General features: G+C 30.0%; 19 protein-coding genes and 2 pseudogenes. 4 read left to right on the top strand and 17 right to left on the bottom strand.

Annotation, left to right across the window (positions count from 1 at the left end):
* Positions 1–189: 189 nt before the first annotated feature.
* The 10 genes and pseudogenes from bvRMA01_RS06205 to bvRMA01_RS06270 form a co-directional block, all read right to left on the bottom strand.
* Positions 190–663 carry a hypothetical protein gene (locus bvRMA01_RS06205; RefSeq protein ID WP_247032818.1) on the bottom strand — a complete coding sequence of 158 codons (474 nt, stop codon included), beginning with the start codon at positions 661–663 and terminating at the stop codon, positions 190–192.
* 161 nt (positions 664–824) lie between these two features.
* Positions 825–1,073 carry a hypothetical protein gene (locus bvRMA01_RS06200; protein WP_247032817.1) on the bottom strand — a complete coding sequence of 83 codons (249 nt, stop codon included), beginning with the start codon at positions 1,071–1,073 and terminating at the stop codon, positions 825–827.
* 857 nt (positions 1,074–1,930) lie between these two features.
* A complete protein-coding gene (locus tag bvRMA01_RS06195; RefSeq protein ID WP_247032700.1) occupies positions 1,931–2,848 on the bottom strand; it encodes a P12 family lipoprotein in 918 nt (305 codons plus the stop codon).
* Positions 2,849–3,636: 788 nt separating this feature from the next.
* Positions 3,637–4,704 (bottom strand): variable large family protein, encoded by a 1,068-nt coding sequence (locus bvRMA01_RS06190; RefSeq protein ID WP_247032702.1) that lies wholly within the window; start codon positions 4,702–4,704, stop codon positions 3,637–3,639.
* A 112-nt stretch (positions 4,705–4,816) separates the two neighbouring features.
* Entirely contained in the window at positions 4,817–5,848 is a 1,032-nt protein-coding gene (locus bvRMA01_RS06185) for a variable large family protein (RefSeq protein WP_433996724.1), read from the bottom strand.
* 192 nt (positions 5,849–6,040) lie between these two features.
* Positions 6,041–6,439 (bottom strand): annotated as a pseudogene (locus tag bvRMA01_RS06180) (variable large family protein); the annotation flags it as partial.
* Between the two features lie 41 nt (positions 6,440–6,480).
* Positions 6,481–6,788: pseudogene (locus bvRMA01_RS06305) on the bottom strand (variable large family protein); the annotation flags it as partial.
* Between the two features lie 108 nt (positions 6,789–6,896).
* On the bottom strand, positions 6,897–7,931 hold the full coding sequence (locus tag bvRMA01_RS06175; RefSeq protein ID WP_433996729.1) for a variable large family protein: 1,035 nt from the start codon (positions 7,929–7,931) through the stop codon (positions 6,897–6,899).
* Between the two features lie 235 nt (positions 7,932–8,166).
* Positions 8,167–8,427 carry a Vsp/OspC family lipoprotein gene (locus tag bvRMA01_RS06275; RefSeq protein WP_349643007.1) on the bottom strand — a complete coding sequence of 87 codons (261 nt, stop codon included), beginning with the start codon at positions 8,425–8,427 and terminating at the stop codon, positions 8,167–8,169.
* Between the two features lie 4 nt (positions 8,428–8,431).
* The gene (locus bvRMA01_RS06270) at positions 8,432–8,794 is read right to left on the bottom strand and encodes a Vsp/OspC family lipoprotein (protein WP_349643006.1); all 363 of its coding nucleotides are present in this window, start codon (positions 8,792–8,794) and stop codon (positions 8,432–8,434) included.
* Between the two features lie 377 nt (positions 8,795–9,171).
* Between bvRMA01_RS06270 and bvRMA01_RS06165 the strand changes: the two genes are divergently transcribed.
* Positions 9,172–9,699, top strand: a complete 528-nt coding sequence (locus bvRMA01_RS06165) for an oligopeptide permease-like protein (protein WP_247032815.1) — start codon at positions 9,172–9,174, stop codon at positions 9,697–9,699.
* A 490-nt stretch (positions 9,700–10,189) separates the two neighbouring features.
* Here bvRMA01_RS06165 and bvRMA01_RS06160 read toward each other — a convergent pair whose 3' ends face one another.
* From bvRMA01_RS06160 to bvRMA01_RS06145, 4 genes are read right to left on the bottom strand one after another with little or no spacing between them, the layout of a single operon-like run.
* On the bottom strand, positions 10,190–10,744 hold the full coding sequence (locus bvRMA01_RS06160; protein ID WP_247032814.1) for a chromosome replication/partitioning protein: 555 nt from the start codon (positions 10,742–10,744) through the stop codon (positions 10,190–10,192).
* 51 nt (positions 10,745–10,795) lie between these two features.
* A complete protein-coding gene (locus tag bvRMA01_RS06155) occupies positions 10,796–11,557 on the bottom strand; it encodes a ParA family protein (RefSeq protein WP_247032813.1) in 762 nt (253 codons plus the stop codon).
* Positions 11,533–12,108: a DUF226 domain-containing protein gene (locus bvRMA01_RS06150; protein WP_247032812.1), complete on the bottom strand. Its 576-nt coding sequence runs from the start codon at positions 12,106–12,108 to the stop codon at positions 11,533–11,535. Before bvRMA01_RS06150 ends, bvRMA01_RS06155 begins: the two co-directional genes overlap by 25 nt.
* Before the next feature lie 6 nt (positions 12,109–12,114).
* A complete protein-coding gene (locus bvRMA01_RS06145; protein ID WP_247032811.1) occupies positions 12,115–13,056 on the bottom strand; it encodes a plasmid maintenance protein in 942 nt (313 codons plus the stop codon).
* A gap of 205 nt (positions 13,057–13,261) precedes the next feature.
* On the opposite strand from bvRMA01_RS06145, the gene bvRMA01_RS06140 reads away from it, so the two are divergent.
* The 3 genes from bvRMA01_RS06140 to bvRMA01_RS06130 all read left to right on the top strand — a co-directional run bounded on the left by bvRMA01_RS06140 (position 13,262) and on the right by bvRMA01_RS06130 (position 15,968).
* Positions 13,262–13,924 (top strand): hypothetical protein, encoded by a 663-nt coding sequence (locus bvRMA01_RS06140; RefSeq protein WP_247032810.1) that lies wholly within the window; start codon positions 13,262–13,264, stop codon positions 13,922–13,924.
* A gap of 139 nt (positions 13,925–14,063) precedes the next feature.
* Positions 14,064–15,413 (top strand): protelomerase family protein, encoded by a 1,350-nt coding sequence (locus bvRMA01_RS06135; RefSeq protein ID WP_247032809.1) that lies wholly within the window; start codon positions 14,064–14,066, stop codon positions 15,411–15,413.
* A gap of 102 nt (positions 15,414–15,515) precedes the next feature.
* Positions 15,516–15,968 (top strand): hypothetical protein, encoded by a 453-nt coding sequence (locus bvRMA01_RS06130; protein ID WP_247032807.1) that lies wholly within the window; start codon positions 15,516–15,518, stop codon positions 15,966–15,968.
* Here the strand turns inward: bvRMA01_RS06130 and bvRMA01_RS06125 are convergent.
* The 3 genes from bvRMA01_RS06125 to bvRMA01_RS06115 form a co-directional block, all read right to left on the bottom strand.
* Complete coding sequence (locus bvRMA01_RS06125; protein WP_088895114.1) at positions 15,943–16,224, bottom strand: acylphosphatase; 282 nt, start codon at positions 16,222–16,224, stop codon at positions 15,943–15,945. The genes bvRMA01_RS06130 and bvRMA01_RS06125 overlap by 26 nt on opposite strands.
* An 85-nt stretch (positions 16,225–16,309) precedes the next feature.
* Positions 16,310–17,938, bottom strand: a complete 1,629-nt coding sequence (locus tag bvRMA01_RS06120) for a PTS transporter subunit EIIC (RefSeq protein WP_247032805.1) — start codon at positions 17,936–17,938, stop codon at positions 16,310–16,312.
* 156 nt (positions 17,939–18,094) lie between these two features.
* Positions 18,095–19,747, bottom strand: a complete 1,653-nt coding sequence (locus tag bvRMA01_RS06115; RefSeq protein WP_247032804.1) for a PTS transporter subunit EIIC — start codon at positions 19,745–19,747, stop codon at positions 18,095–18,097.
* Between the last annotated feature and the right edge of the window lie 9 nt (positions 19,748–19,756).

Raw genomic sequence — 19,756 nt, 5'->3', positions numbered from 1 at the left:
AATATAATTTGTTAATAGTATAAGTAAAAATATACAATAGTTGTCTCTGATTTATACTCTTATTTATAAAGCAAATATAAAAAAATAGGGTTCAATTTATATTTAAACCCTATTTGACTTAAACATCATACTCTCAAAAAGCAATAAAATTATTAATTACATATTGCTTTACCGTAAATATGGTATGTATTACTTTTTATCAAAACCTAATGCTTCATGTGCTCTCTTTAAATTATCAAAATCTTCCTCTACCTGTTTCATTGCATTCCTAAGTTTTCCCATCTCTGATTCTACTTTAGCACACATATCATCTGCATGACCCAAACTCTCTTTTGCATCTGATATATAATAATAATGTATACCATAATAACCATTTGACCTTATCTGTGCTGAAAGCCTTAAAGCAGACTCAGTAGAATTCTTTGCATGCTCAGCATAACTTTTTGCATTTTCTAATGTATTGAATTGCTCCTTATACCACACCATGGCAATATTTCTACTACTCTTAACTTTCTCAATTGCTTGATGTAATTTTATCTTCACATTTTGATCAATACCATTTCCATTAAAACCTCTTGCCCTATCAAAATCAGAATTAGCTTTAATAATATTAGCTTGCATACTCTCAATCTCTGACAATGATGCACTTACCTCACTATGCATTGCCTCAATAATTACTAATTTACTACTAATTTTGCTATTAATTTCATTAACTTCATTATCGTAACTAACAAGATAAGATTCTTCCTCTTCTGTTAACCTATTATCTTGGAATATAGACTGTTGTTGTTCTACTCTCTCTCCAGGTCTTTTCTCTTTAAGCTCTAGCTCAATACCTTTTTTTGTAAGTTTTTTTGATTTATTTTTACACCCTCTTCAATCCTTACAACAATATCTACTTGCTCTTCTTTAATTTCTTGACTCTCTTCTTTAGACTTTAAATCTTTTAACTTTTTATTTTCTTCTACAAATTTTTCTCTTGATTTATCTAGCAATTCATTAAGAGCATTTATATCACATGATAACAAACATAATAATGTTAACATACATACTGATAAAATACTTCTCTTCATATCTCCCTCCTGGGATATCAAATAAATTAATAATGATTATTATATTAAATAATAATCATTATTAATTTAAAATATATATCACCTTATCTAAAATACAAATTATTTTAATTAAAATTCTCTATTTTTTTTATTCTCTCTTACTATACAAGTATTCACTTATTCTCTAAAATCCATAGATCCCAAAAAAGAGACATAATATGCGTTTTTACTATTATCATGACTTATTTTTTAATTTAAAACTATTATCTTTATCTTAATATTGTTAAATTATGGTTTCAATGCAAACAACTATATTCCCTAGATAATTCCTAAAATGATAAAATTAGATTAATATCAATTAGTATAATTTTATATACATGAAAACATATTCACTTTTTAACCTTTTAAATCACAAGAAAATCTTTACTTTAAATGACCTTTTTTATATCCATGATTCCTTATTTTTATGCACTAGCTGTTATTTCTGATATCTTAACAGCTTCTCTATACGGATTTATCTTCTTGAATAACTATAGTTTGTCAATAAATATACTCCTTAACATAAAACTTAACACTACTTGTTTATATAGACTTGTATGTTCATTCTTCATTAAGAATCTATAAGCTCATCATATAATTAACAAACTTGATAAAACCTTTATCTAAAACCTTATATTCCTTATTTAATAAATCATCTCTCTCAATATCAGTATTCAAAAGCAATTACACCTCAAAGCTTTAAAATAATTTACTAGTTATTCAATTTAAATCATTATATAGTTTGTAGAAATTTATTTAAATAAAATTAAAGAGAGTTCCTTATAAAGGAACTCTTCTTGTAAATACTAATATTATAAAATATTTAAACCTTTCAGTCTTTATCTTGAAAGATTCCCTAGAATAGACTTTGCCTCATTAATGATTTCCTCTATCTCTTTCTTTATTCCCATTGCTCCTCCTATCTTCCCAGAAGAAGATTCTAATTGATTTAAAGAATTTCTTGCATCACGTTGTGAATCCCTAGATAATTGTAATATTAAACCATTATCCACTCTTCTAAAAAAGTAATACTTACCCTTACGTGCTTCATTTTCTAATCTTTTAGTAATAGCTTCTCTTAAAGTCTTTTGTGCTTTTTCAAACAAAAATTTTGCAGATTCTAGCTCATTAAGACCAACCTCAACTTCAGTAATAAACCTTTCAAGATTAGATCTTTCATCATTTAACTTATTTTGCAATTGAGTTAGGGAACTTTTTTTTGCTCTATTCTCTCTCCTAATTTTTAAAGAATAATTCTCTCTTTTATTTTTAAGTTCTGAGAGAGTATCATAAAAACTAAATTCTAATTGCTTATATTCACTTTTGAGTTTAAGTGCGTCCTCAATTAATTGCTGGAATCCAGAATCTCTAAGAGCACTTTTTACTTTCTCAATTTCTGCTTGTGCTTCCTTTTCCTCTTTAGTACTTGGAACTAAATCTTTTTCTTCTATTTTTATTACTTCTTCTTTAGGATAGTATGGATACACTTGCTCAGACACCTCAAATCCCGCATTAACAGGTTTTAATTCCATATCTTGTTGTATGTCTACTTCTTCTTCAAAAACATCAATATCACCTACTCGTTCTTCTCCAACTGCTTGATCTTCTTGTTCATGTTTTAAATCTTTATTATCTTTGCTTTCATCTAAAACTTTTCCCCTTACTTCATTTAATAAATCATTAAGGACATTTATATCACATGATAACAAACATAATAATGCTAGAAGCATACATACTGATAAAATACTTCTTTTCATATCTCCCTCCTGGGATTTTAGATTATTTAATTATTATATTTCAATATTGAGATTCAATAATTGCTGATAATTATATAACTTTTATTTTAAATAACAAAACTAAATTTCACAAAACCTCAATTATTTTATTCTGTAATAATTAAAGGCAATGCAAAATTATTTTAATACAATAAAATTAATTACATACCAAACAAAACTAAACTAATCTAGTAATACTTACTTACATTACACCTAAATAGCATAGTACTAAATAAAAGTTGCTGTCTTATCTTTAGTACAAATATTTAATATTAAAATACCAAAAAGGAAAACAATTCTTATGAATAGAACAGTTTTTCACAAATGACTTTATTTAGTTATATATTTATTTTGTACTAGTTATTTATGTTAACTGTTAAAATTGCAGGTGTAATAGCATTTCAAGATTTATTTTATTATTTAATCGTTTAGTATATCTTCTAATTGCTATTAGAAATACTGTTGAAATTACTTTACAAGCACTAAAAACAGTTCTTGCGATAGATTAAATGTATTAGAATTAGCACTAATAACAACACCATTAGCTATATAAACAGATTTATCTTAACTTTTCTTAACATTAAACAAGATTGCTACAGGAACAAATAAACTAAATTAACTATAAGAGGTTAAAATACAGTTTTAAGATTCTCTGAATTACTACCGAACTATTCAACTTTTTAATTTCATTACAACTAATATAGAAGGCAGACTTAGAGATAAGTTTGCCTTCTAATCTTAATTTTAAGTAATGAATCTAACTATCTATTTTACTGCTGAGCTGCTGGTTTTGGGGATCTAGCTTTATCTATTTTTTCTTTTGCTTTCTCAAGAACATTCTTTACTGCCTTCTTAATTATATCCTCTATTGATACCAATAACTTATTTACTGCACTTACTCCTACTGCTTGTACTACTTTGTCATCATCATTATTATTCGCAGCTAATTTACCATCCTTAACTAAAGAACGTAATGCTATACCTCCTGCTACAGCTGCTGCTTTAGCTACATCTTTTGCTAACTGACCTGTATCACTTCCTCCTCTTGCAAACTTTAGTGCACTTGTCTGTGCAGTTGCATCAACTGCTAGTGCTGCATCAGCATCACTTTCTTGTGACTTAACTATTGATGCTAATATTTCTTCACCACTAACTGCTGCTACTATTGCTGCGGCTTTATCTCCCACAGCTGCTCCTGCATTAGCACCTGCAGCTAAGACTTTTACTCCATCTTTATTATCTGCATTACCTACTTTTACTGCTACATTTCCAGCTTTTGGCTTTGGAACACCTACCTTACCTGCTTCTTCTACAATTCCTTTCAATGAATTAAAGGCTTTCTTTAATTCAACATCAGTTGGTGCTGTGCCTTGAGCATTACTTGCAGCCTCACCTACTGGTTTAGCATCACCGATATCTTTTAAAGAGTCCAAATGAGTTTTTAATGTGTTTAAAGTAGTCTTAGCAGAATCAACTGCACTTCTAATTATCTTGTTTAGCTCACCTTTATCAAGCTCTGTTTCTGATTTCTTTGCTACTTGTTCTAATTCTGCTGATGCGTCTCCAAGCTTAGCACCTAGGTTGTTAAAATAATTTCCTACCTGACTTTTATTTGTATCTTTAGTTACTCTTAAACCTAATGTACCAGAAAGTAAATCTAAAAATGCATAAAAAGCATTTTCAGCACTTCTACTTACATCCATGAGAACAGAACTTAAACTGTTCCCTCCTGTAGCTGCTCCGCCACCATTAGGTGAATCAACCGACTGTTGTCCACTGCCACAGCTAAGAAGTAAAAATAAAGTCATCAATAATGCACATAAAGTAATTCTTTTCATTATCACGTGCCTCCTTTTTAACTCAAAGAGGCCAGATATAAACAAAAGGAAAACAATTCTTATGAAAAGAAGAGTTTTCCTCAAATGACTTTATTTAGTTATGTATTTGTTATTAATTCTGATTATTAACTTTTGTTTCAGAGGTTTGCTTATCAATAGTTACAGGGGTATCAGTAGGATTAAATTTCATAGCATCTTTAACAGTCTTAAGACCCACGTCAATAGTGTTTCTTATTGCTATGGTGAGAGTATCTAATGCTTTAGTTACTGCACTTACTGCAGCTCCTTTAACTATAGGAGCAACAGATCCTTGATCATCAGCACTAGGACCAGTAAATTTACCATCCTTAGCCATTGCTCTCAGTGCAATAGCACCTGCAATAGTTCCATCTTTAGCATTAGCTAATTTAGCTGCAGCAGCATCACCATTATCCTTAATCATAGCCTTTAATATGTCAGCCCCAGTTACAGCCCCAACAGCCTTAGCAGCATCAGCAGCAGATTTTTTTGCAGCATCAGCAGCTCCGGCATTATCGTTAGCAAATAACTTACCCGCACCATCATTAGCGGTTCTTGAGGTGTTACCATCTTCAGCCTTTTTATCATCACCAGCCTCAGGATTACCTTCATTTTTAAGAACTACATCTACAATTGATTTAATTCCTTTTATTAAGTTTTCAGTTTCACCTTTAGCACCTGCAGGGGCTGCATGAGCAGCAACATTACCAAGCAGGTCACTAGCATCACCAATAGCCTCACTGGCAGTCTTAGAGCCCTGTATTATCTTATCAAATGTTTCACTAACTAGTTTTTTTACTGCCATATCAGTAGCTTCTGTATTAGGATTATTTTCAGTCTTCATGTCAGCAACAATTTTCTCAAGGGCTGTCTTAGTAGATGAAAGAGTATCATGAATGGTCTTAAAGTAGTTCCCAACATCAGACTTTTTAGTATTAGTATTAAAACCTAAAACCCCTCCAACCATATCAGAAAGGGAAGTAAAAACATTTAAGAAGTCATTACCTAAACTAATAACTGACTTTAAGAATCTACTCTGAGGATTCTCAGCATTAATACTGCCACTGCCACAGCTAAGAAGCAAAAATAAAGTCATTAATAACGCACATAAAGTAATTCTTTTCATTATTACGTGCATATTTGTTTACTCAAGGGGAAGCTAGACATAAATAAAAGGAAAACGAATCTCATGAATAGAGAAATAGTTTTCCTCAAATGACTTTATTTAGTTATGTATTTGTTATTAATAATTCTTTATTGTTTCTGGCCTACCGATTGTTGTTCCTGTAGATGTAGTAGCTTCTACAGATTTATCTTCTTATTTAACAGCAGATAGTGCTTAACTAATTGACTTTAACCCACTATCAACAGTATTTTTAATAGCAATAATAAGAGTACTTAAAGTCTTACCAACAGCACTTGCTGCTACACCATTAACTGCATGAGCGAATTTATCTTCATTTTGCTTAGCAGCAAACTTACCATCCTTAGCCATTGCCCTTAAGGCAATACCCGCAGCAATAACTGCGTCTTTTTTTGCTCCTTCCTCTTTAATCTCTTTTTTGTTAGCAACAACCGGAGCAATAGCAATCTCAGCTGCATCTGTAGCTTTTTCAATGCCATCAGTACTATCTGCAGTAGGATTTTCTTTAGAGCTAGCAATCGATTGTAAAATATCAGCCCCAGTTATAGCACCAATAGAAGCACTAGCTGCAGCATGAATACCATTAACAATAATGGTATCTCTAGTAGCACCAGCAAGTGTAGTTAAAGCAGAAATTAGTTGTTCAAAGATATCATTAGCTCCTTTAATCGCATCCTCAATTAATTTAATTGAGCTGCTATTAGCATTCTTTGCTTCAGATATTTTATCTGATAGCTCATTTAACTTCTCCTTAGTAGTTGAAAAGCCCATCACCTATAGTCTCAAAGTGTTCACCAACTTTACTTCTCTTATCACCGGATTTAACTGCTGTAAGTCCCAAAGCATCACCAATAGCATTACCAAAAATACCAAAAATCTAGTAAAACCCATGTTCTATCTTGATAAGTGAATCTAAGAAAGAAATTTCTAGATTAAGAAGCCAATTTAACTTTATAAAGTTAATTATAACAATATAGAAGGCAGACTTAGAGATAAGTTTGCCTTCTAATCTTATTTTTAAGTAATGAATCTAACTATCTATTTTACTGCTGAGCTGCTGTTTTGGAGCTCTAGTTTTATCTATTTCTCCTTTTGCTTTCTCAAGAACATTTTTTACTGTCTTTTTAATTATATCCTCTACTGCTACCAATAACTTATTTACCGCAGTTATTCCTACTCCTTGCACCTCTTCTTTTCCTCCAGCACTACCATCAGCAGCTCCTGAAGCTAGTTTACCATCTTTAACTAAGGAACGTAATGCTATTCCACCTGCTACTGAAGCTGCTTTAGCTGCATCTTGTGCCAGATGAGCTCCATTACCTCCTTTTGCAAATGCCAACGCACTTGTATCTCCACTTGCATTAGCTGTTAACGCTGCATCACTTTCTTTTGACGCAACTATTGAAGCTAATATTTCCTCACCACTGACTGTTGATAGTATTACCGCTGCTTTACTTGCATCTGTTGCTCCTGCTTTGTTATCTGTAGCTAATATCTTAGCCCCATCCTTATTATCTGCATTACCTATTTTTACTGCCGTGTCTCCTGATTTTGGCTTTGCAACACTTTCTGATTCAGCTGTGTCCACTATTCCTTTCAATGCCTTAAATGCTCCTTGCAATTTATCTGCAACAGATGTTACTCCTGTGGCATCACTTGCAGCTTCACCTACTGGTTTAGCATCACCTACTTGACCTAAAGAGTCCAAATGAGTTTTTAATGTATTTAAAGTAGTCTTAGCAGAATCAACTGCACTTCTAATTGCTAAGGCTATTGATCCATCTTTAGCTCCTTCTCCTTCTGATTTTTTTGCTACCTTTTCTAACTCTTCTGATGCTTCTCCAATTTTCGCACCCAAGCTGTTAAAATAACCGGCTACATCCTCTTTCTTTGTATCTTTAGTTACTCTTAATCCTAATGTATCTGAGAGTAACTCTAAAAAAGAATAAAAAGCATTTTCAGCACTTCTACTTACATCCATGAGAACAGAACTTAAACTGTTCCCTCCTGTAGCTGCCCCGCCACCATTAGCAGAATGATGTCCACTGCCACAGCTAAGAAGCAAAAATAAGCAATCTAAATTTTATTAAGAGATAAAACAAGTTAAAATCAAAGCATAAATATAAGTCTAAAATTAATAAGTAATCATAAGGAAGTATGACACAGTACTAAAGGAAGAAATAAAGAAGAAAAAAAAAGCTAAGAGAAGCAAACTCCTAGCTTATTATTTATAGACTTTATTTTATCAGATAATTACCATTAATTAAAAACTAATCTTATAACAACAATTTATCTATTAATTAAGGTTTAGCAGAAGTTGTAAGCTCCTTAATTGCAGATGTTACTGCAGCTTCAGCTGATGTTAACAATTCATCAATTGCTGTGTTGAGTTTTTTAAGTTCTGCAACTCCTTTATCTCCATCGGGCTTACCATTTCTATCTATAGCTTTTTGTGCATTCTCATCAGTAGCTCCTTCAATACCAAGTTCAGCATGCCCGCCTTTCAACTTATTCAAAAGCCCAGTCCCTTCGCCCTTAACATTAGTAATCTTTGCCTTCAAATCATCAGAAAGTTCTTTTTCTCTTCTCTAATTGTTCTAACTTAGTTTCTACAGTTAGTATTACTTGAAATACCCCTGCAAGTAATGATCCATTCTTACCAGCCATAGCATCAAGAGTACCATCATTTTTAATTTTTTTCCCAATAGCTTTAGCAAGTTCGTCAATGGACTTAACTAAAGTATGAATTTCTTTAACATCTTTAGCAAAAGCAACAGAATCTGTAATGTTTTTAGTTATTTTATCTAGGTCAATAACAGTACCATCAGATTTAGCAGCCTGCCCATCTTTAGTAGCATTCCCTGAAGTATTACAAGAGCTAAGTAAAAATAAAGTCATCAATAATGCACATAAAGTAATTCTTTTCATTATCACGTGCCTCCTTTTTAACCTAAAATTTTATTTCAAAAATTTGATTTTTCAATTTTTTTAAAAAAAAAATTGAAAAATCTCTACAAAACCTTAACATTATGATCTAAAACAAAACATCGATATAACCCTTAACAAATGAACAGACAAATTTAATAATATTGCAAAGAAAAAAAATAAATTCTCTGTGAACAAGTCAAACACAGTCACAACTTTATCAAAGTTTCATTAAATTTTAATTTAAAATTAATCACCTTGTTTTTCAAATTTATTAAAGTATAATATTTAAACACTAAAATATAAAATAATTGCTATTTATATTTACAAAACCCGTAAATAGCAAACAACATACCATAATAGTATTAAAAGGGGGAAATGTGTTATATTCTTTCAAAGACCTAAAATTAACAAAAATTTTACTAATTTTTTTACTTACAGCGTGTTCTTCCTTGCAAGTCGAACATGATAAAATCAACAAAACAATAAGAATATATCAATATTTAAGCAAAAACTTAGAATTAAAAGGTGTAGTTGACTATCAAAACAACACAACACAAATATTTTTATATACTAAATTAAGAAACCATAGCATAATCAAACAAACTCCATTAACACTACCAGATGGCACTAAAATAGAAGGTAAAACAAGCTATGAATACGATAATAAATCTTCATTTGGAAAATGGGTCAACACCTCCTCTTTCAGCTTAAACAAAACTATACTAGAGAAAGTTCTCAATGAAGATGAGTATGTATATAACAAAGAAGATATTAAAATCCAAGTCGGTTTAGAAACATTGCAAGTCAATAAAGCCAAAATTAGAGATTTTCTTTTAAAATTAAACGCAACTGAAAAGCAATATACCCAAAAACGACATCCTGACAAAGAAAATACTCAAAAATAATAATCAAAGCTTTAAAATTAACGATATATTTCTTAACGTTAGTTTTAAAGCTCTTTTATTATCTTTATCAATCAATAAAATTTACTTACAAAAAAGTAACCTTCAAAGCAAGATTAATGTAAAATTAAGAACAAATTCTTACAAAGAAATAAAAGATATCCTGTAAATCAAATAATCAACATACAAGATATATAGCTCTTTTTAAAATAAACACCATATATGAAAACCGAAACAAAATATAAAAACCCAAAATCTATATATTTAAGATAAATTAAGATAAAATGACAAAGGCTACCTACTGTAGCCAACCTATTATTCTAATCAAACAATAAGAGTGAGACTTTAAATCTCAGTCTATAGAATAATTATAAACTATTTTATCTTTTTGTAAAGTCTTTTTCAAAAGTTTTTATGCTATTTTAAAAAAATATTATCACAAACTTTATATTTTACTAAGACAATATAAATATCTAATTAACACACAATGGATTTACTGTGCTTTCAGACTATTATATTTATCATGCATCTTATAAAAAAAATCTTTCTCATTTTTATATATTTCCTTAAGCAAAAAACTAGCAAATTTTGTGTTGGACTTATAAAAATAGAAACTCTCTTCATCATCTAGTTGCAACCTTAAAAGTTTTAAAGAGTTGACATTATTTTCACTAATGACATTATTATTTTCTAAGACTTTAATTGCATAATCTACACCTTTACTTAAAATTAAATTATAATCAATTTTACCACTATCAATGCCTATAACTAGCTTAATATATCTATATATGGAAGTTTTTGCTATTTTATAGCTCTTGATAAAAGCTGTAAAACTTTTATATCCATCAAGAGCATAGTACTTACTTTCATTAATTTCTTTCAAGACCCTAGCTGTTTCTATTTTATTATAGGATTCCTCTTTTATTAAAATCTTAAGCTTTTCTTTTAATTCTAAATATCTCTCTTCTCTTGTCTTGTTTAAAGACTTGAAATTACATGTTTCTAAATCAATTCTTTTAACTATCTCTATTTTTCTATTCTTATTCATCGCATACCTCATCAAACCTGTTCCAAATGGAACTATTAGTTCCATTTGGAACTAATTATCAATCCTACTTAAAAAGTTTTCTAATATTTCTTTATAAGCTTTGTAGTAGTCTTCATTTGAATTAAAATCAACTCTGTGAAAAATAGTTTTTCTCAAATTATCTCGCTTTGGAACACTCCCTAAAAAATTTTCCTTATACTCATTCTCAATAAATTCTTTTAATTCTTTATCTATGGTCTGCCTTTCAATCAGGTTCGTTACTAAGTAAAATGTTGGTAATTCACTTCTAAATATATCCTTCAATCTGTTAGTTATTAAATCTACACTCTCAATCGCCCACTGATCGGTTGGTAAAGGGATGATAAGATAATCAGTGACTATTAAACTATTATTTAGTAAACTTCCTAACGTCGGAGCTGTATCCATAATGATAAAATTATACCTGTGTTGTATATAACTTAAGAATATTTTAAGTAAACATTCCTTTAAGGAGATACTTTCTTCATTAAACTGACTTAAAGTCAAGTGACTTGCTATAAAATCAAGATTTTCATTGATCTTTACAACTGAATTTTCGATATCCAATTCTCTTTTTAACACTCTGTATATATTAACTTTCTTTATATCTATATTTTGACTCTTTATAAGATTAATGTAAAAACTCGTACCACTGGCTTGTGGATCTAGATCAATTAATAGTGTTTTGTATTTTTTACTTGAAAGAATATTACTAAAAAACAAAGCTGTTGTACTTTTACCGACACCTCCCTTGATTGAGGCTATGGTAATTATCTTTGGTTTTCTTTTATCCATCTTAATATTCCTCTGTCTTCAAGATATTCTTTTCCATAAAATTGGTGGACTTCTCTTTCCAATCTTAAGGTTCTGTCTAACAAAGAATTGTAAAACATCCTTTCCTTATTTTTTGATTTCAACAGTGTATGTAAACTTCTCAGATAACAAAAAACACTTCCCTTTTTAAATCTAAATTCAATGTAATAAATTTTTATTATTCTAGATGTCTTTTTTACTTCATTTTCCTTGTAATTTATAATAAATGGTTTTGGTAACTTTGTAAATCCATAGTAAATTCCTATAAATTTATCTCCTTGCCTCATATGAAATAAATGAAGACTTTCATATTTATTGGGATCGAAAACATTCCTAAAACATAACCAAAATTTACCTTTATTTGGTCTTGCTTCGAAATTATTTATCATACTGAAAATTTTTGTATGGTACATTTTTTTATAGTTTTTTTCTTCTATCTTTTTAAAAAATTTTTTACGCTCCTGATCCAGTTCTGACTTTTTTGCCATCAATCTCGCTTTTAACTCATATATTGCCTTTTCCACTTTTTTCATATTTCCCTAATTAGAAACCAGTAATTTTGTTTTCATAATTTCCATTATCAATTCGCTAGCTTTCACTATTTCATTTGGATTCTCTATATAGTTCATCTTTGGTTTTCTTATTTTTTCTCGATCTTGATGTAATTTTTGTGCTTTGGTTTTATTTTTGTCTTTAAATTCTCCTATCATCATGTTAAAGTCCGTATTTATATTTCTTTTTGACATGAACCATATTTTATCTTTCTTTTTTCTGAGTATGGTTTTAAAAAAACTTACTGCATCATCTTCATTATATTCTATTAATTCTTCCATGAAGTCCTTTAAGTTCCATAGTGTATTTTTATAGCTTATCTGTGTTTTTACAATATTTTTCATTTCATTTAAGTCTTCATTTTTTATTCTCACAAACTTCTGTAGTATGATTTTTTCTAATTTTTTCTCTTTGATTTTGGTGTCTTGCAAACCAGAATTCTTATATTTATTGTATTTACTTTTTATATAACCTAAAAGATGTGAAAATATTTGATGTGAAATTTTGAATTGTTGATTTTGTTCTTTCAATTTGTCCTTTTTAATAGCATTATCTCTTGCGTGATCTATGTTTTTTTTCCTTTGAATGAAATAAGCTTTGCTTATTGCTTTATTAGCTATTTTTTCAAGAGTTTTGTTGATTATATAGTAAGTAAAACTACCATTGTTTTTTCCAAGTGGGTTAAAGTCGATTTTTAACAGACCAATTTCTTCAAAGTTTTTAATATCGCTTTGTATAGTCCTTTTTGTTACTGTTTTAAATCCTTTTTTTTCTAAAATTGAATTTACCATCATTACAACATTTCTTAAAGAATACCTTCTCTTATTTGTGAAATAATTATGTTGCAACTTTTGAATTACCCAAAACACCTTTAATCTTCGATCTACTACTTTGTTAAATGGCATCTTACTGATCTTTTCTTGTCTCATTTTAAACTCCTATCGTTTGATCTTTATATTTAAAACGTTAGTGATATTTTAATTAAATGTTGGAGAAAAGTAAAGTCTTTAGATAATACATTCATACCTTAAATTTATTTTATATTGTTTTATTTTAATAATAGTAAAATTATGTTGTTCTTATTTGTGAATTGTTTGATATATTATTAAGTAGATATTCAGATATTCTTTTTTAATGATAGGTAGATTTTATCACGAGGGTTTGTTGAAAGTAGTTTATAAGATTGTTTTACTTTTCATTTTCATCTTTTGTTCTTGCAATTTTGATACTGCATCAAGATTTTTCCTTCCTTTAGAAGAATCAATAAAATTAGAAATTGCAGGTTATGAATATTTAGGTGGTAATAAATTTAGAACTCGAGTTCATTCTAAAGATTATTTTGATTCTGTTAAGGATATTAATGGTTACTCTTATTACTTTATCTTGGATAAAGATACGCAAAATATTGAGGTGCAGGTAATTTTGTATTCAAAAGTTGCAGGTTTATTGGATTATAAATTTGGGTTTATTTTTGATTTTGGATTTAAGTTTGATTTTTTTAATGCTATCCCTCCCAATTCATTTGAGTTTCAAGTTAAAAAAATATTTAAAAGAGAAATTGTATTAAAAAGTGAGCTTGATATAGCTAATAATAGTCAATTTTCTACTTATACTTTTAGTTTAGAGCATATAAAAAAGATTAACCGTGAATTTGAGATTAGAAACCATGAAGATGATATTAATTCAAGTACAAGTGAACTTATGTATTTTGTGGGAAGTTCCAAGTATTCTACTTTAAGAGAGGCATATATTGTTTTCTATTACTATGTTTTTAAGGCTATTGAGAGATTTATGTGATAATAGGAACTTTATTGGTAATTCTTTGTTATTATAACTTTTATTTAAGTATGTGTTTAGTAAATTGTTTTTGTTTTATAAGTTGATAGTAGTTTAAGTAGATGTTCTTATTATTTTTTCTTGCTATAATTTGTTTAGTATGTCTTTGAAAGTTAATATAAAAAAAGAGCTTGAGTTTTTTAGAAAAAACTTGGAAGCAATATATGTTAAGTATTTGAAATATGAGATTTCATATTCTAAATTAAATGAAAGTCTGAGTACTCTTGCTGAGAAACATAGAGGTATTCTCTTAAGGAAGGATAAGTTTACTAACCTTTCAATCATATTGAATCTTTCTAAAACCCGTAAAATAATAAAGGAATATATCAATCTTTCAGTGATTGAGGAGATAAGACAAAAAAATAAGCTTTTGTTTTTTTGGATTCCTAAAAAAGTAAAGGCACTATCTAATATCGATATAAAAGATTTATGTAAAATTGAGGAGTTGATGGTTTCTAATAATATTTTAGGTAAAAAGGTTTATTTTGAGTTTTTCCTAAGTTTGTTTAAAAGTCCTGAATGGTTAAATAATTATTCCCATCATTATAAGATTTCAAAAATTAATAGTTATAGAAAAGAGCAGATACCGGTTAAGATAAACTTAAAAACTTATATTGAGATAATAAATATTTTGTTGACTCAAAAAAGGGATATCCGATTAAAGTTTTATGGAGTATTAATGGCAACCGGACGGCGTCCTGTTGAAATAATGAAAATATCTAAATTTTATGTTGAAGATAGTGAACATATTTTCATGAAGCATATTGCAAAGAAGAAAGAGCATAATTTAATTCATGAAATTGTTTTTCCCACTTTTGCTGATTCTAAATTGATTATTGATTCAATAGAAGAGATAAGATATATGGAGAGGACAGAAAAACTTTCAAAAGAAATTATATCCTCAAATCTTGCTTATAGTTATAATAGGCTATTTCGTAAGATCTTTGAAAATATATTTGAACCTGAAGAGTCAGTTTATTTTTGTCGAAGGCTTTATAGTAGGTTTTCTTACCTTGCATTTGCTCCAAAAAATATGGAGCTCAATTTGTGGATAACCACGGTTTTAGGACATGAGCATGATGATATAATAACCGCTTTTCATTACAATCGTTATATCTTGGAGACTTTAGATGATAATGCTGATATTGATTTGCTTAAATTGATTAAAAGACGGATATACACGTATGTTAGGAGAAAGACTACATATTCTGTTGTTACTATGCAAAGAGTAAATGTTTTGATAGAGGAGTGTGGTGTTATGGATGAAAATTATGTCAAGACTTTGCATGTAATTAAAGAGCTGATGATCGAAGATGGTTTAGAGAAATTGGAAATGCTAAGGGGCCTTAATGTTAAAATTCGTAAGTCTTTCAAGCAAAAATATGGTTATAATTATAATTATGCAAAACTTGGTGAGTATTTAGCCTTGATTTTTGAATATGATGTTTAGGTATATTGTAAAAAAGTTAATTTTATTTTGATGTTTAATATTTATTTTGACTAATTTAGAGTTTTTTAAAATATTTTGATTTGTAATATATTTGTTAATTGTATGAATACAGGATTTCTTTATTTTTTTAAGAAGACATTAAGTGTCGATGGTAATAGAATGATTTATATTTCCTATCTTTATGATAGTTTGGTTTCAATTCAACCGATGCAAGATTGGTTGAAAATTGATTTTAGAGACTCTAAGAGAGGTAAGAAATATTTTTTCCTTTTTAAAAGAAGTAAATTAAATGGAGAATTTATTTCTTGTAATTTTTTAAGGACAGAAACTAACTATGGGCTTGACATTAAATTTTCGGATGGCAATCTAAATATTTTTTGTAAGGATAAAAAGTCATTAGACTTTTTGAAGTTCAGGGTTGAGCGTTTCTTTCAATCTAGTTCAAAGTCCCTTAATTTTGCAAATAAGGGTGGAACTAAAGCAAAAATTGGTAAGATGAAAGTAATTAAGGGTAAGATTAATAGAAATATTAGTAGTAGGAACAAAAGTTCTTGAAATCGAAGGGATATCTTTCGTCTAAGATTTTTTTTTCTATGTTTTCAATTTTTGAGTAACCATTGCCTTTTTTTAAGGTGTTTTCAAATAATTCAATTTGTTCTTTATTGTCGAAAAAAGCTACTATTTCAACTTTTCCATCATCTAGGTTCTTAACAAATCCTTTGATTGCTATTTTAGTTGCGATTTGTTCTGTAAAAAACCTAAATCCTACACCTTGTACTTTTCCAGAAATGAGGTATTGGTATTTGTGCATATTCTTATCCTTTTTTATAAAATATAAGAGGAGCTATTTTAAAATAAAACCCCTCTTATTGCTATTTTATATTCTTAAAGCTTTCTTAAGAATTGATGTAAGTTTTATCCATTTCCATTCTTATATTGTCAGATAATCCTCCAAATATAATTTGGATACCATTTCCTTTTTGAAGCATTCCGCTTGCTCCAATGGATTTAAAATAAGTGACAGATTTAACTAGTTCTATTTTATTGACATTTATTCTTAGTCTTGATGCACATGCGTCAAGATATGTGATGTTGTCTCTACCCCCAAGTCCTTCTAGTACTTTTCTGGCAATTTCTGATATTGCTGTTTTTTGTGGACTTGTTTTTGTAACTTCTTCTACTTCTTCACGGCCTGGTGTTTTTAGATTGAATTTTATGATTGCAAGTTTGAAAATGTAATAAAATCCAATGAAGTAAAATATTCCAATAATAGGAATCATTATCCAAGTTGTTTTGCTATTGCCTTGCAGTATTCCAAATAGGAACATATCGATAAATCCTCCAGAGAATGTTAATCCAACTCCAATATTGAAAACATGTGCTAATAGATGAGCCAATCCAAATAAAGGAACATATACAAGATAGTAGAGGGCAGGCGCTGCAAAAAGGAATGCAAATTCAAGAGGTTCTGTTATTCCTGTTAGCATTGATGTGAAACTAGCTGATAATAATAGAGAAGCTGTGTTTTTTTTATTCTCATTTTTTGCGGTATGATACATTGCAAGAGCAGCGCCAGGTAATCCAAAAATCATTACTATAAATTCACCACTAAAAAATCGTGTTCCTCTTGTAACTTCAAAATGTACAGTATTAGGATCTGAGAGTTGTTTGAAGAAGATATTTTGTGCACCTGAGACTAGTTCTCCATTAATTTCCATTGTTCCACCCAAAGATGTTTGCCAGAATGGCATATAAAATATGTGATGAAGACCAAAAGGTATTAAAGACCTTTTTATTGCTCCATATGCGAATGAACCAAAATAACCAGATTGTTCTATAATATTTCCAAATGAGATCATCATTCCTTGAATGACTGGCCAAATGCATGTTAAAATTATTCCTACTATGAACATTGCAAGAGTGGTGATGATGGGAATGAATCTTGATCCTCCAAAAAATGCTAGAAATGTTGGTAGCTGGATATTATGCAGTCTGTTATGAAGCATTACTGCAATAAATCCCGCTACCATGCCTCCCATTACGCTCATTTGAAGAGAAAAGATTCCAAGTACATTTGTGTATTCTTGGCTTTTTGCGATTGCCTCTGCTTCAGGTGTTCCAATTGCTATTAATGCTTCTACATTTACAGTTGAAGCATTAATGCCTTGAAGAGATAAAATTCCATTTATAGTTTGATGCATAACTAAAAATCCTACAACTCCAGCAAGAGCCGCTGTTCCTTTTTCAGCTTTTGCCAATCCAATTGGAATTGCCACTGCAAACATTAAAGGTAAGTTTGCGAAAATTATTTCACCTGTATATTTCATTAAAGATAGTATTGAACTTGTTAAAGTTCCCTCTCCAAGTATGTCCTCAATTCCATAAGTTTGAATCATTGTTTTGTTGGTAAGTGCTCCACCAATTCCTAGTAAAAGACCAGCTATTGGTAAAAGAGCTATTGGTAACATAAAAGCTTTTCCTACCTTCTGTAATGTTGTAAATATAGATCCTGGTGATATTGACATAACATCCCCTCCCTTAAATTGTTGTTAAAATTTAATATAATTAACATTTTTAATTATATTATATGATTAATATTAGCAATATTTGTCGATCTTGTAAATAAAATTAAGGACAAAATTATTGTCAAGGAATGAGTACCACTCATTCCTTTTAAGTTGTCATTGTTGAGATGTTTGTAGTTCTTTCATAATTTTTTCTATTTCTGTGTTGACATTATCTGATACAACACCAAATATAATTTGTAATCCTTTATCTTGTCTTATAATTCCTTTAGCACCAATTGATTTAAAATAAGCATTATCTTTAACAAGATTGATGTCATATACTTCAATTCTGAGTTTTGTAATGCAGGCACTGTTATATTTAATGTTAGCAATTCCCCCAAGGCCTTTGATGGTTTTGGTTGTAACTTCTCTTAAATTATCAAGTATTTCTTTTGAACTTGCCCTTGTAGCAGTTACTCCGTCGTCTTCTCTGCCTGGAGTTTTAAAGTCAAATCTGACTATAGTCCATTTAAAGACAAAGAAGTATATAAAGAAATAAGGTATTCCGACGTAGAGTATGTTTATCCAACTTGTTCTTTCATTTCCTTGAAGTATTCCATAAAGGAGGTAATCAATAAATCCGTCTGCAAATGTTACTCCTACTCCAACGTTTAAAAGATGCATCAATACAAACCCCATGCCGTACATAAAGACGTTAAATCCAAAGAATAGAATAGGGGCTGCAAAAAGGAATGTAAATTCAATGGGTTCTGTTATTCCTGTTAAGAATGATGTGAATGCTACAGAACCTAAGAATGCTGCCATTTCTTTTTTGCGTTCAGGTTTTGCTACCCACCACATTGCAAGTGCTGCTCCAGGAAGTCCAAATGCGTGTCCTGGCCATTTTCCAACCCAAAACCTTGTTCCTTTTGTAACTTCAAAGTGTCCTGAGAAGTTTGGATCTGCAAGTTGTGCGAAAAATATTTTTTGTGCACCTGAGACTAATTCTCCATTAATTTCCATTGTTCCTCCTAAAGGTGTTTGCCAGAATGGCATATAAAATATGTGGTGAAGGCCTGTTGGAACTAGTGCTCTTTCAATGATGCCAAACAGAAATGAACCAAAGTAACCAGATTGTTCTACAATTTTACCTGTCATGGCAATTACGCTTTGTATGGGAGGCCAAATAAATACAAGCATTATACCAATAATTAACATTGTTCCGGTTGTAACTATTGGGACAAATCTTGTTCCCCCAAAGAATGCTAAAAATTGAGGTAGTTTAATGTCGTAGTACTTGTTGTGAAGATATGCAGCAATGAACCCTGAGATCATGCCCCCAAGTACTCCTATCTGAAGAGTGTGCATGCCAAGTACATTTGTATATTCAAATGATTTTGCAACAGCTTGTGCTTCATTGAGTCCTGTTGTCATTAAATAAGCAGAATTAACTGTTTCGGTAGTTATTCCTTGTATTGTAAGAGTACTGTTTATAGCTTTGTGCATAATTAAAAATCCAATTCCTCCAGCAAGTCCCGCGGAACCTTTTTCTACATTTGCAAGACCAATGGCAATGCCTAATGAGAATATTAGCGGTAAATTTTCAAATACCACACCACCAGTGTCTCTCATGACTGATAGAATGATGTTTAAAAGGGTTCCTTGTCCCAAAGTATTTTCAAGGCTATAAGCTTGAATCATTGTTTCATTGGTAAATGCACCGCCAATTCCTAGCAAAAGTCCGGCTGCTGGTAGAAGGGCTATTGGTAACATGAAGGCTTTACCGATTTTTTGCAAAATAGCAAATTTGTTTGAAGTGGTAATCATAATAAATTC

Origin of the sequence: Borrelia venezuelensis (assembly GCF_023035835.1) — a bacterium.
Classification (GTDB): domain Bacteria; phylum Spirochaetota; class Spirochaetia; order Borreliales; family Borreliaceae; genus Borrelia; species Borrelia turicatae.
Note: the sequence above shows the minus strand (reverse complement) of the source record. Positions and strands in the feature narration are given on the sequence as shown.